We start from the raw sequence: 13,724 nt of genomic DNA on the forward strand, positions 1-13,724 counted from the left end.
GCCGGCGTTGCGCCGAACCTTATCCATGGGCGACATGGCCCAATCTGATCCCGACGCGCAAGCCTAGGTAATTGGGGGCTGGTCGCGATAAGTATGTGAATGTCGCAGATAGGTAAATGGGTGGTTCGTGCGTTACGCAGAATCGCCACCATAAGGCCGACCTCGGCGGTGGAGAACAGCATGTCCAACAATTTCCTGAATCCAGTAACCACACAGACCTGGGCCAATGGTCGGCACATTGTCCGTTGCGTCAAAGTCATCCAGGAAACCTGGGACGTGCGCACCTTCTGTTTCATGGCCGACCAGCCGATCCTGTTCTTTTTCAAGCCAGGGCAGTTCGTCACCCTGGAGCTGGAGATCGACGGCCAGCCGATCATGCGCTCCTACACCATTTCCAGCTCGCCGTCGGTGCCCTACAGCTTCTCGGTGACCATCAAGCGCGTGCCGGGCGGGCGGGTTTCCAACTGGCTGCACGACACCTTGCATGAAGGCCAGGAACTGGCGGTGCACGGGCCGGTCGGGCTGTTCAATGCCATCGACTTCCCAAGCCCGAAAGTGCTGTACCTCAGCGGCGGTGTCGGCATCACCCCGGTGATGTCCATGGCGCGCTGGTTCTACGACACCAATGCCAACGTCGACATGACCTTCGTGCACAGCGCGCGCTCGCCCAAGGACATCATTTACCACCGCGAGCTGGAGCATATGGCGTCGCGGATCGACAACTTCAGCCTGCACCTGATCTGCGAAAAACACGGCCTGGGCGAACCCTGGGCCGGCTATCGCGGCTACCTGAACCACAAGATGCTCGAACTGATGGTGCCGGACTTCCTCGAGCGCGAAGTGTTCTGCTGCGGCCCCACGCCGTACATGAACGCGGTCAAACGCCTGCTGGAAGTGGCCGGTTTCGACATGGCGCGCTACCACGAGGAATCCTTCGGCGCCACACCGCCCGAAGCCCGTGCCGACGCGGTGGAGCAAGCCGAACAAGCCGCCGACGCGCCGGAAGTCGACCTGGCGGACCTGCACCAAGTGGAATTCATCGCCTCGGGCAAGAGCATCCGCGTGGCACCGGGGGAAACCGTCCACGCCGCCGCCGCCAAGCTCGGGTTGTTGATTCCCAAGGCCTGCGGCATGGGGATCTGCGGCACCTGCAAGGTGATGAAACTGGGGGGCGAGGTCGAGATGGAGCACAACGGCGGGATTACCGAGGAAGACGAAGCCGAGGGTTACATCCTGTCGTGCTGCAGCGTGCCGAAGGGTGATGTGCGCATCGACTTCTGACACTCAACGGTAAAGCGACGGGCGGCGGTCCTGGTGCACATGGTTGTGGGCGCTGATGCACTTGTCTCTGGACTGGGCCAGCGGCAGGTCGGCCACCAGGCGCTGTTCGGCCGGATGCGCGACCGCGCCCGCCTGTGGATAACCGTCGGCATCGACAATCACCGAACCGCCGACCCAGTCCACGCCGCGCTCTTGGCCATGGCGGTCGCAGGCGGCGATGAACAGGCGGTTGACCGCCGCGTTGGCCTGGACTCGCACGATTTCTCCCGGCCGTTCACCGGCCGGGCGCGGGCCATCCGGCCAGTTGACTGGCGCGCAGAGCAGGTCGGCACCGGCCAGGGCCGGCCGGCGGACCCACTCGGGTAACTCCAGGTCATAGCAGATCATCACCGCGATGCGTCCGACGGCGGTTTCCACCACCGGCGGCGGTGCATCGCCGGGGGTGAAGATCAGCTTTTCGCGATCCCACAGATGCGCCTTGCGGTACACCGTCATGGGCCCATCAGGTTCGATCAGCGCCGCGCTGTTGGCCACCTTGCCGTCGGCCAGGCGCTCGCAGAAACCGGCCGCGACGATCAGGTTCAATTGGCTCGCCAGGGTTTTCCACAGGGTCAGGGTCGGGCCATCCAGTGGCTCGGACAGCGCATACGCTTCCTGTACGTCATTGAACACATAGCCGCTTTGCATGAGTTCCGGCAACACCAGCACCTGCGCGCCCAGTGCCGCCGCGCCACGGATGGCCTCGGCACTGAGGGCGCGGTTGTAATGTGCGTCGCCCAGGCGCGGCGCCAGTTGATGGCAGACAACCCGCACGTGACTCACGAGCGTTGCCCTTCGAGCAGGGCTTCGCTGGCGGCGATGGCGCGCGCTTCTGCGAGGGTGTCGAGGTTGCGACTCATCAGGCAATAGACCACGGCGGAAACGCCCAGGCCGACGACAAAGGTGATGTCGGCGCCGCCCAGCGCCCTGGCGACCGGACCTTCATAGAAACTCAGCGACATGAACGGGATCATCGACACCATGCCCAGGCCATAGGCGACGAGGCCCGCTTTGCCCCATTGGCCGTAGATGCCGGCGGGGTTGAAGATGTCGCTGATGGCGTATTGGCCTTTGCGCACCACATAGAAATCCGCCAGGTTGACCGCCGTCCATGGCACCAGGAAATACAGCATCAGCAGCACAAAGGTGTTGAAGCTGGCCAGGTAGCTGTCGGGAATGCTCAACGCGATGAGGAAAATCACCACCGCCACCAGGCCGATGCCGATCACGCGGCTCTTGAGGCGCGGTCGGATCTTCACGAAACCGTCGATGGCACTGATGCCGGTGAGCATCGCGCCGTAGCAGTTGACCGCCATGATGCCAATCAGCGCCGGCACCGCGATCAGCACGGTGAAGGTGCCGAAGCCCGGAATCAGCTGGTTGCCCACCTCGCGCACGCTGCCGATGGCGTCGGGCGACGGCAGGGCGGAGGCCAGGAATGCGCCGAGGGACATCAGCCACAGGGCCGAGCCGGCGGCGCCCAGGTAGGTCCAGAAAATCACACTGCGCGAGGGGGTGTGATGGGGCAGGTAGCGCGAGTAGTCGGACACGTAGACCGCGTAGCTGATCTGATAACCGGCCGCAGCGCAGAGCTGAATCAGAAACGCCGACCAGGAGAAGTGTGCACCGGCCACTGCGGCATCGGCCTGCAGAGTCATCAGCGCCGCCACGGTCAGCACCGCGAACACGCTGATCATCACGTAGGTCAGCCAGCGTTGCACCGTGTGCAGCAAGTCGTGGCCGATCACCGCAATCACCACGGCGAGCACGATCATCAAGGCATACCACGGCGCCCGGCTGCCCGGCAGCACGGTGTTGATGGCATCGGTGGCGAGAATCACGTTGAACACATTGAAGCCGATGTACACGAAGATCACCGCGATGAACGGCACAATCGCCCCGCGCAGGCCGAATTGGGCGCGCGACTGGATCATCTGCGGCAAGCCCATGCGCGGGCCCTGGTTGGCGTGGAAGGCCATGGCGAACGTGCCCAGGCCCACGCCGATGACGATCGCCAGGATCGCGTACACCAGGCCCAGACCCAGGGCCGCGCCGGTAAAACCGGTGATCATGGTGGTCAGGACAAAGTTACCCGTGAACCAGAACGGACCTTGGTGCCAGACTTTGCCGTGGCGTTCATGGCGCGGCACGTAGTCGATGGAACGGGTTTCGATTTTCAGGCCGGTGGCGGCGGAAGGTGGCGTCTTGTCAGAGGAAGCATTCATAGGTTCACGGTTTGTTTTTATGGTGATTGAGCGTCGGAGCATCGGGTAAGCAGCGATTCAATTGAATCGCGGGGGGCAAATAATTACTTCAGACTTTCCTTAAGTAATGGATTTTTCATCGGGTGGATGGAACCGCCGCGGGGTTATCTCCAAGCGATATAAGCGCGTGCGGGGGGCTGTTCTAAGCTGAAATTCAGCTGCGTCGCAGTCGCCTTGGCCTTGTATTCGGGGTGGACATTCTTCCAACCGGCAAGGAGGCATCGTCATGTCGGCTATCCCTTCCCGCGTCAAAAGCGCCCCGCGCCTGCTGAGCCAGGACGTCACCGCGCTGATTCCGGACTTTCCCTTCCATTACGCCCGCTATTTGCAGACCGCGCGTGACTCCCTTTCCACCCTGGCCCATGTGCCTGCTGCTGCGCGCGGGCGAAAAGTGCTGATTGTGGGGGCGGGGGTCGCGGGCATGGTGACGGCCTATGAGGCGATGCGCATGGGCTTGCACCCGGTGCTGGTCGAAGCCTCGGACCGCATCGGCGGGCGGCTCTATGCCCATGTGGCCGGCGATCCGGACGATCCGGCCAAGCGAGTGATTTGCGAGCTGGGAGCCATGCGTTTTCCCCAGTCGGGCAAAGCGCTGATGCACTACTTCGACAAGGTGGGCATGACTGCCAACTCCGCCGATTTTCCCAATCCGGGCTCACCGGCGACGGCCAGCACGGTGGTCGATTACAACAATACGCAGACCTACTACGAAGGCAGCGACTTGCCTGCCGAGTACCAGGAAATCGAGCGGCTTTTTTTCGAGGTGTTCCTGGAAACCGATCCGATCCGGTTCACCGAGATGGAGCAGGCCATGTCCGAAGGCGCGATTGATCAGGCGCTGATCAAATCGATCTGGAACGCCATCCTGGAGGCCGGCTGGGACAACCTCAGTTTCTTTTCCGCCCTGGTCGAGAAAGCGGGGTGGTCGCGTGCGGACATCGACCTGTTCGGCCAGATAGGCTTCGGCACCGGTGGCTGGAACACTGATTACCCCAATTGCTTTCTGGAAGTGTTGCGAGTGCTGTACACCGGGCTGGATACCAACCACACCTTGATGTACGACGGCTCGTCGCAATTGCCCACCCGCTTGTGGAATCGTTCCCCGCAGGCCCTGGGCGATGTGATGGTGCACTGGCCCGCCACCACCACCGTGCAGATGCTCAGCGAGCAGGTCATCGCCCGGCCGTTCAACCAGGAAGTACGTCAGATCGAGCGCCAGGCCGATGGCAGCTTTGAGGTGTTTATCTACGATACGCAACTGGGGCAGGGCACGCGTCACGCCTTTGACAGCGTGGTGTATACGCCCCACGTGCGGATTCTCGACAAGTTTCGCTACATGGGCGGCAGGGACCGTTTGGCGGCGATGGACAGCTTGTTCCCCAGGGAAACCTGGGAAGCCGTGATGTACACCCACTACATGCAGTCGGCGAAGATCTTCGCCGCCACCACGCAACCCTTCTGGAAAGAAACCGGCCCCGACGGGCGTTACAAAATGAGCGTCACCTTGTCCGATCGGATTACCCGAGGCACCTATCTGCTGGATTATTCCGCCAGTACGGGGGGCTACAAAGGCAGTGGGATTTTCCTGTCCTACACCTGGAATGACGACAGCCTGAAATTTCTCGGCGAGCGTGTGGCGCCGTTACCGACCCATGTCGAACTCTGTACCTCGTTGCTCGATGAGGTGTACCGAGGGGCCAACCTGAACCTGGCTGCGCATTTCGCCGCAAGAGACCCGTTCGTGGAGATCAACTGGGAAGAGCAGCCGTTCTTTCTCTGCGCGTTCAAGATGAACCTGCCGGGGCAGTACGAGTATCAGCGCCGCTTGTTTTCCCAGTTCATGAGCGGGGTCGGCGAGGGCAATCCCGACGGTTTCATCCTGGCCGGCGACGATGTGTCGTGGACGGGCGGTTGGGCCGAAGGGGCGGTGACCACCGCGCTCAATGCGGTGAACAAGTTGGCCGTGGTGTTTGCGGGCGGGGCTTATCTGCACAACCCCGGGCCCATCGACCAATGGGAGGCGCTCAAGCCGATGGCGCTGTGACGGGGCGATCCTACGCAATGCCTGTCAGGTGCAGGCATTGCGTTCATGGGGGTTTCAGCTCGACATCACTTCACGAATATCCGCCGCCAGTTCCCGCACGCGCGCTTCTTCGGTGTCCCACGCACACATGAAGCGCGCGCCGCCTTTGCCGATGAAGGTGTAGAAGCGCCAACCCTTGGCGGTCAGTGCGGCGATGGCCGGTTCCGAGAGTTGCAGGAACACGCCGTTGGCCTGCACCGGGAACATCAATTCCACGCCGGGAATGTCCGCCACCAGGCTGCTCAGCAATTGTGCGCAGTGGTTGGCGTGGCGTGCGTGCTTGAGCCAGGCGTCGTTTTCCAGCAGGCCCACCCACGGGGCGGAGAGGAAGCGCATCTTCGAGGCCAGTTGGCCGGCCTGTTTGCAGCGGTAGTCGAAGTCTTCGGCCAGGTCGCGGTTGAAGAACAGAATCGCCTCGCCCACCGCCATGCCGTTCTTGGTGCCGCCAAAACACAGCACGTCGACTCCGGCTTTCCAGGTCAGGTCGGCCGGCGAGCAGCCGAGAAACGCGCAGGCATTGGCGAAGCGGGCGCCGTCCATGTGCAGGTTCAGGCCCAGTTCCTTGCAGGTGGCGCTGATGGCGCGGATTTCTTCCGGGGTGTACACGCTGCCGACTTCGGTGGCCTGGGTCAGCGTGACGACGCGGGGTTTGGGGTAGTGGATGTCCTGGCGCTTGAGGGCGATCTCGCGGATCGAGTCCGGGGTCAGCTTGCCGTTTTCGGTGCGGGCGATGAGTAGCTTGGAGCCGTTGGAGAAAAACTCCGGCGCGCCGCATTCGTCGGTTTCGACGTGGGCGGTTTCCGAGCAAATCACGCTATGGTAGCTCTGGCACAGGGAGGACAACGCCAGGGAGTTGGCCGCGGTGCCGTTGAAGGCGAAGAACACTTCGCAGTCGGTCTCGAACAGGTTGCGGAAGCCGTCGGCGGCGCGGTGGGTCCATTCGTCATCGCCATAGGCGCGCTGGTGCCCGTGGTTGGCTTGTTCCATGGCGGCCCAGGCTTCCGGGCAGATGCCGGAATAGTTGTCGCTGGCGAACTGTTGGCTCTTGTCGGTCATGGCCCATTCCTGTGGTCGATGTTGGTGCGCACTTTAACCAAGATTGTCTGGGGTGCGCACGCACTGTAAATGCAAAGTCATTGGGGAATTATGCACGCGACTGAAACGATGCCTGTCGGACGCGTCCGAGATGGCGCTTTGGATTTGCTCAAGTGGCTGGCGCTGCTGAGCATGGTGCTCGATCACCTGCGCTACGTCGGCTTGAGCCTGGATGGCCTGTATGTGCCGGGGCGCCTGGCGTTCCCGTGGTTTTGCCTGGCGATTGCGGCGAATTTGCATCGGGTGCGCCACGTCGCAGTCAGCGGTCAATGGCGCTACCTGGGCTGGTTGCTGCTGTTCAGCCTAATCAGTGAGGTGCCGTACCGCCTGTTTATCGAGGATGCCGATACGTTGAACGTACTGCCGACTCTGGCCCTGGGTCTGCTGGTTGCCCGAGGATGGCAGCAGAAGGCCGCGGTTGATCGAGGATTGGCGCTGATCGCCCTGGCGATAGGCGCGGTGTTTTCCACCCAACTGATGTTCGGCTTCTTCGGTGTATTGCTGCCGTGGGCGATGCTGTTGGTGTTCAGCCGGCCATGGTATTTCAGCATGTTGCCGGGGCTGGTGTGTGTGGCGGCCAATCAATGGCAGATCCTGCTCGATAACGGCACGCCGTTGGCGCTGATGGGCTTGGCGGCCTGCCTGATCGCGCCATTGGCGGGCCTGCTCCTGTTGCGACAGGCCAAAAACGCCACGCCGCCGGCCATGCGCCGCTGGGCGTATGCGCTCTATCCCGCGCATTTCCTGCTGCTGCTACTCGTCCGCACGATCATCGCCTGATCCTTGTGGGAGGGGGCTTGCTCCCGATAGCGGTGGGTCAGCCATGGCATGTGCAAGCTGATCCACCGCTATCGGGAGCAAGCCCCCTCCCACATTTGTTCTGCGTTGTTCCAGCAATGTCGTAAACGCACCTTTGCGTGGCGTCCATAGGCATTTGACCTGCAGGCGCCAGCCCTACCATCGCATCAAAGGGCCCTGCACGGGCCTCAACAATACGAAAGGCTGGGAGAGACGCGATGTTCAGCAAACAAGACCAGATTCAGGGATATGACGATGCACTGCTGGCGGCGATGAATGCCGAGGAGCAGCGCCAGGAAGATCATATCGAGCTGATCGCGTCGGAGAACTACACCAGCAAGCGTGTGATGCAAGCCCAGGGCAGTGGCCTGACCAACAAATACGCCGAAGGCTACCCAGGCAAGCGCTACTACGGTGGCTGCGAACACGTCGACAAGGTCGAGGCCCTGGCCATCGAACGCGCCAAGCAGTTGTTCGGCGCCGATTACGCCAACGTGCAGCCGCACTCCGGTTCGTCCGCCAACAGCGCGGTGTACCTGGCGCTGTTGAACGCCGGCGACACCATCCTCGGCATGAGCCTGGCCCACGGCGGCCACCTGACCCACGGCGCGAAAGTGTCGTCTTCGGGCAAGCTGTACAACGCGGTGCAATACGGTATCAACACCGACACCGGCCTGATCGACTACGACGAAGTCGAGCGCCTGGCCGTCGAACACCAGCCGAAGATGGTCGTGGCCGGTTTCTCCGCCTACTCCAAGACCCTGGATTTCCCACGCTTTCGCGCCATCGCCGACAAGGTCGGGGCGCTGCTGTTCGTTGACATGGCCCACGTCGCCGGCCTGGTGGCTGCCGGTCTGTACCCGAACCCACTGCCTTACGCCGACGTGGTCACCACCACCACCCACAAGACCCTGCGCGGTCCACGGGGCGGTTTGATCCTGGCCAAGGCCAACGAAGCGATTGAAAAGAAACTCAACGCCGCGGTCTTCCCCGGCGCCCAGGGCGGCCCGCTGATGCATGTGATCGCCGGTAAGGCGGTGTGCTTCAAGGAAGCCCTGGAACCTGGCTTCAAGGCCTACCAGCAACAAGTGATCGACAACGCCCAGGCCATGGCCGGCGTGTTTATTAACCGTGGCTACGATGTCGTGTCCGGCGGCACCGACAACCACCTGTTCTTGGTCAGCCTGATCCGTCAGGGCCTCACCGGCAAAGAGGCGGACGCCGCCCTCGGTCGTGCCCACATCACCGTCAACAAGAACGCTGTGCCGAATGACCCGCAGTCGCCGTTCGTGACCTCGGGCCTGCGTATCGGTACGCCGGCGGTGACCACACGCGGTTTCAAAGTGCCGCAATGCATCGAACTGGCCGGCTGGATCTGCGACATCCTCGACAACCTCGGCGACGCCGACGTCGAGGCGGATGTGGCCAAGCGCGTGTCGGCCCTGTGCGCTGATTTCCCGGTTTATCGCTGAGCGCGGTTTTGGAGTAATGACTATGCAACGCTACTCGGGCTTCGGCCTCTTCAAGCACTCCCTCAGCCACCACGAAAACTGGCAGAAGATGTGGCGCACGCCGACGCCTAAAAAGGTGTACGACGTGGTCATCGTCGGCGGTGGCGGGCATGGTCTGGCGACCGCTTACTACTTGGCCAAGGAACACGGCATCACCAACGTGGCCGTGGTCGAGAAAGGCTGGTTGGGCGGCGGTAACACCGCGCGCAACACCACCATCGTGCGTTCCAACTACCTGTGGGACGAGTCGGCGCACCTGTACGAACACGCGATGAAACTGTGGGAAGGCCTGTCCCAAGACCTCAACTACAACGTGATGTTCTCCCAGCGCGGCGTGTACAACCTGTGCCACACCCTGCAGGACATCCGTGACTCCGAGCGTCGCGTCAGCGCCAACCGCCTCAACGGCGTGGACGGCGAACTGCTCAATGCCAAACAGGTGGCGGACGAAATTCCGTACCTGGATTGCTCCAAGAACACCCGCTACCCAGTCATGGGCGCCACCGTGCAACGGCGCGGCGGCGTGGCCCGTCACGATGCGGTGGCCTGGGGCTTTGCCCGCGCCGCCGATGCGTTGGGCGTGGACCTGATCCAGCAGACCGAAGTGATCGGCTTTCGCAAGGAAAACGGTGTGTGCATCGGTGTGGAAACCAACAAGGGCTTTATCGGCGCCAAGCGCGTCGGTGTGGTCACCGCCGGTAACTCGGGGCACATGGCCTCGCTCGCCGGTTTCCGCCTGCCGATCGAATCCCACCCGCTGCAAGCGCTGGTGTCGGAGCCGATCAAGCCGATCATCGATAGCGTGATCATGTCCAACGCCGTACACGGTTACATCAGCCAGTCCGACAAGGGCGACCTGGTGATCGGTGCCGGTATCGACGGCTACAACGGCTACGGCCAGCGCGGCTCGTACCCGGTGATCGAACACACCATCCAGGCCATCGTCGAGATGTTCCCGGTGTTGTCCCGCGTGCGCATGAACCGGCAGTGGGGCGGCATCGTCGACACCACGCCGGATGCCTGCCCGATCATCTCCAAGACCCCGGTACCGAATATGTTCTTCAACTGCGGTTGGGGCACCGGTGGCTTCAAGGCCACCCCCGGCTCAGGCAACGTATTTGCCGCGAGCCTGGCCAAGGGTGAAATGCACCCGTTGGCTGCCCCTTTCTCCATCGACCGTTTCCACAACGGTGCGTTGATCGACGAACACGGCGCCGCGGCCGTCGCCCACTAACAGGAGAAATTTCCTATGTTGCATATCTTCTGTCCTCACTGTGGCGAACTGCGCTCCGAAGAGGAATTCCACGCCTCCGGCCAAGCGCACATCCCGCGCCCGCTGGACCCGGGTGCCTGCACCGACGAGCAGTGGGGCGATTACATGTTCTTCCGTGACAACCCCCGTGGCCTGCACCACGAGCTGTGGATCCACGCCGCCGGCTGCCGTCAGTATTTCAACGCCACCCGCGACACCGTCACCTACGAAATTCTTGAAACCTACAAGATAGGCACCAAGCCGCAATTCACCGCCAAGGCTTCTGGAGAGAAGGTATGAGCCAGATCAATCGCCTGTCCAACGGTGGCCGGATCGACCGTAACAAGGTCCTGACCTTCAGCTTCAACGGCCAGACCTACAAAGGCTTCGAAGGCGACACCCTGGCCGCTGCCCTGCTGGCCAACGGCGTCGACATCATCGGTCGCAGCTTCAAGTATTCGCGTCCACGGGGCATCTTTGCCGCCGGCGCCGAAGAGCCCAACGCGGTGCTGCAGATCGGTGCCACCGAAGCCACCCAGATTCCCAACGTGCGCGCCACGCAACAGGCGCTGTACCAGGGCCTCGTCGCCACCAGCACCAACGGCTGGCCGAGCGTCAACAACGACGTGATGGGTATTCTCGGCAAGGTCGGCGGCAAGCTGATGCCGCCGGGTTTCTACTACAAAACCTTCATGTACCCGCAATCGTTCTGGATGACCTACGAGAAGTACATCCGCAAGGCCGCAGGCCTGGGCCGCTCGCCGACCGAGAACGATCCGGACACCTACGACAACTTCAACCGTCACTGCGACGTGCTGGTGGTCGGTGCCGGCCCTGCCGGTCTGGCCGCTGCACTGGCCGCCGCGCGCAGCGGTGCCCGCGTGATCATCGCCGATGAGCAGGAAGAGTTCGGTGGTTCGCTGCTCGACTCCCGCGAAAGCCTCGACGGCAAGCCTGCGGCGGAATGGGTCGCCAGCGTCATCGCCGAACTCAAAGCCCTGCCGGACGTGGTGCTGCTGCCCCGCGCCACCGTCAACGGCTACCACGACCATAACTTCCTGACCATCCACGAGCGCCTCACCGATCACCTCGGCGACCGCGCGCCGATCGGCCAGGTGCGCCAGCGTATCCACCGTGTGCGCGCCCAGCGCGTGGTGCTGGCCACTGGCGCGTGCGAGCGTCCGCTGGTGTACGGCAACAACGATGTGCCGGGCAACATGCTCGCCGGCGCGGTCTCGACCTACGTGCGCCGTTACGGCGTGGCGCCGGGTAAAAAACTGGTGCTGTCGACCAACAACGATCACGCCTACCGCGTGGCCCTGGACTGGTTCGACGCCGGCCTGAAAGTGGTCGCCGTGGCCGATGTGCGCCACAACCCACGTGGCGCGCTGGTGGAAGAAGCGCGCGCCAAAGGCATTCGTATCCTCACCGGCAGCGCCGTGATCGAAGCCCGTGGCAGCAAGCACGTGACCGGCGCCCGTGTGGCCGCCATCGATGTCAAAGCGCATACCGTCACCAGCCCCGGCGAGTGGCTGGACTGTGACCTGGTGGCCAGTTCCGGCGGCTACAGCCCGGTGGTCCACCTGGCTTCGCACCTGGGCGGCAAGCCGATCTGGCGCGAAGACATCCTTGGTTTCGTACCCGGCGAAGCCCCGCAGAAACGTGTGTGCGTCGGTGGTATCAACGGCGTGTACGCCTTGGGCGATGCCCTGGCCGATGGTTTCGAAGGCGGCGTGCGCGCGGCCAGCGAAGCCGGTTTTGCACCAGTGGAAGGCACACTGCCGAAAGTCTTGAGCCGTCTGGAAGAGCCGACCCTGGCACTGTTCCAGGTGCCCCACGAAAAAGGCACCGCACGGGCGCCGAAGCAATTCGTCGACCTGCAGAACGACGTCACCGCCGCCGCTATTGAACTGGCGACCCGCGAAGGTTTCGAGTCGGTCGAGCACGTCAAACGCTACACCGCGCTGGGCTTCGGCACCGACCAGGGCAAGCTGGGTAACGTCAACGGCCTGGCGATTGCCGCGCGCTCGCTGAACGTGACCATCCCGCAGATGGGCACCACCATGTTCCGTCCCAACTACACGCCGGTCACCTTCGGCGCGGTGGCGGGCCGTCACTGTGGGCACATCTTCGAGCCGGTGCGCTACACCGCGCTGCACGCCTGGCATGTGAAAAACGGCGCCGAATTCGAAGACGTCGGCCAGTGGAAACGCCCGTGGTACTTCCCGCGCAACGGTGAAGACCTGCATGCCGCCGTCAAACGCGAATGCCTGGCGGTGCGCGACAGCGTCGGCCTGCTGGATGCGTCGACCCTCGGCAAGATCGACATCCAGGGCCCGGATGCCCGCGAGTTCCTCAACCGTATCTACACCAACGCCTGGACCAAGCTCGATGTGGGCAAGGCGCGCTACGGCCTGATGTGCAAGGAAGACGGCATGGTCTTCGACGACGGCGTGACCGCGTGCCTGGCCGACAACCACTTCCTGATGACCACCACCACCGGCGGCGCCGCCCGTGTGCTGCAGTGGCTGGAAATCTACCAACAGACCGAATGGCCGGACCTGAAGGTGTACTTCACCTCGGTCACCGACCACTGGGCGACCATGACCTTGTCCGGCCCCAACAGCCGCAAGCTGCTCAGTGAAGTGACCGACATCGACCTGGACAAGGACGGCTTCCCGTTCATGACCTGGAAGGAAGGCCTGGTCGGTGGCGTACCGGCGCGAGTGTTCCGCATCTCGTTCACCGGCGAGCTGTCCTATGAGGTCAACGTACAGGCCGACTACGCCATGGGCGTGCTGGAGAAAATCGTCGAGGCCGGCAAAAAGTACAAGCTGACCCCTTACGGCACCGAGACCATGCACGTGCTGCGGGCCGAGAAGGGTTTCATCATCGTCGGCCAGGACACCGACGGTTCGGTGACCCCGGACGACCTGAACATGGGCTGGTGCGTCGGGCGCACCAAACCGTTCTCGTGGATCGGCTGGCGCGGCATGAACCGTGAAGACTGCGTGCGCGAAGAGCGTAAGCAGTTGGTAGGCCTTAAACCGATCGATCCGAAAGTGTGGCTGCCGGAAGGCGCGCAACTGGTGTTCGATCCGAAGCAGGCGATCCCGATGAAGATGGTCGGCCACGTCACCTCGAGCTATGCGCACAACTCCCTGGGCTATTCGTTTGCCCTGGGTGTGGTCAAGGGCGGCTTGAAGCGCATCGGCGAGCGGGTGTTTTCGCCTCAGGTGGACGGCAGCGTGATCGAGGCGGAGATCGTGTCCTCGGTGTTCTTCGACCCGAAAGGCGATCGCCAGAACATCTGATAGACCGAGGCGCGGCCATCGGGAGCAAGCCCCCTCCCACAGGGGAATGCATTCCAAATGTGGGAGGGGGCTTGCCCCCGATGACGC

General features: G+C 62.8%; 10 protein-coding genes. 7 read left to right on the plus strand and 3 right to left on the minus strand.

From position 1 onward, the window contains the following. Positions 1-180 precede the first annotated feature (180 nt). The gene (gbcB, locus tag BLR63_RS24965) at positions 181-1,281 is read left to right on the plus strand and encodes a glycine-betaine demethylase subunit GbcB (RefSeq protein WP_010565984.1); all 1,101 of its coding nucleotides are present in this window, start codon (positions 181-183) and stop codon (positions 1,279-1,281) included. Between the two features lie 3 nt (positions 1,282-1,284). Here gbcB and BLR63_RS24970 read toward each other — a convergent pair whose 3' ends face one another. After that, positions 1,285-2,103 (minus strand): nitrilase-related carbon-nitrogen hydrolase, encoded by an 819-nt coding sequence (locus BLR63_RS24970; protein WP_010565985.1) that lies wholly within the window; start codon positions 2,101-2,103, stop codon positions 1,285-1,287. Further along, positions 2,100-3,545 (minus strand): purine-cytosine permease family protein, encoded by a 1,446-nt coding sequence (locus BLR63_RS24975; RefSeq protein WP_010565986.1) that lies wholly within the window; start codon positions 3,543-3,545, stop codon positions 2,100-2,102. The genes BLR63_RS24970 and BLR63_RS24975 overlap by 4 nt, the downstream gene beginning before the upstream one ends. 265 nt (positions 3,546-3,810) lie before the next feature. Between BLR63_RS24975 and BLR63_RS24980 the strand changes: the two genes are divergently transcribed. Then, positions 3,811-5,628 (plus strand): flavin monoamine oxidase family protein, encoded by a 1,818-nt coding sequence (locus BLR63_RS24980; protein WP_010565987.1) that lies wholly within the window; start codon positions 3,811-3,813, stop codon positions 5,626-5,628. 54 nt (positions 5,629-5,682) lie between these two features. On the opposite strand, the gene BLR63_RS24985 is transcribed toward BLR63_RS24980, so the two are convergent. After that, complete coding sequence (locus BLR63_RS24985) at positions 5,683-6,723, minus strand: threonine aldolase family protein (protein WP_010565988.1); 1,041 nt, start codon at positions 6,721-6,723, stop codon at positions 5,683-5,685. A gap of 90 nt (positions 6,724-6,813) precedes the next feature. On the opposite strand from BLR63_RS24985, the gene BLR63_RS24990 reads away from it, so the two are divergent. From BLR63_RS24990 to BLR63_RS25010, 5 genes are all read left to right on the plus strand, one after another. Next, positions 6,814-7,542, plus strand: coding sequence for a TraX family protein (locus BLR63_RS24990; protein ID WP_042947072.1), 729 nt, complete (start codon positions 6,814-6,816; stop codon positions 7,540-7,542). A gap of 236 nt (positions 7,543-7,778) precedes the next feature. Continuing rightward, positions 7,779-9,032 carry a serine hydroxymethyltransferase gene (glyA, locus tag BLR63_RS24995; RefSeq protein WP_010565990.1) on the plus strand — a complete coding sequence of 418 codons (1,254 nt, stop codon included), beginning with the start codon at positions 7,779-7,781 and terminating at the stop codon, positions 9,030-9,032. 22 nt (positions 9,033-9,054) lie between these two features. Continuing rightward, complete coding sequence (locus tag BLR63_RS25000) at positions 9,055-10,305, plus strand: sarcosine oxidase subunit beta (protein WP_003209185.1); 1,251 nt, start codon at positions 9,055-9,057, stop codon at positions 10,303-10,305. Between the two features lie 15 nt (positions 10,306-10,320). Then, positions 10,321-10,623 carry a sarcosine oxidase subunit delta gene (locus BLR63_RS25005; RefSeq protein WP_010565991.1) on the plus strand — a complete coding sequence of 101 codons (303 nt, stop codon included), beginning with the start codon at positions 10,321-10,323 and terminating at the stop codon, positions 10,621-10,623. After that, positions 10,620-13,637 carry a sarcosine oxidase subunit alpha gene (locus BLR63_RS25010; protein ID WP_010565992.1) on the plus strand — a complete coding sequence of 1,006 codons (3,018 nt, stop codon included), beginning with the start codon at positions 10,620-10,622 and terminating at the stop codon, positions 13,635-13,637. The genes BLR63_RS25005 and BLR63_RS25010 overlap by 4 nt, the downstream gene beginning before the upstream one ends. The last annotated feature ends 87 nt before the right edge of the window (positions 13,638-13,724 follow it).

Origin of the sequence: Pseudomonas extremaustralis (genome assembly GCF_900102035.1) — a bacterium.
GTDB classification, from domain to species: domain Bacteria; phylum Pseudomonadota; class Gammaproteobacteria; order Pseudomonadales; family Pseudomonadaceae; genus Aquipseudomonas; species Aquipseudomonas extremaustralis.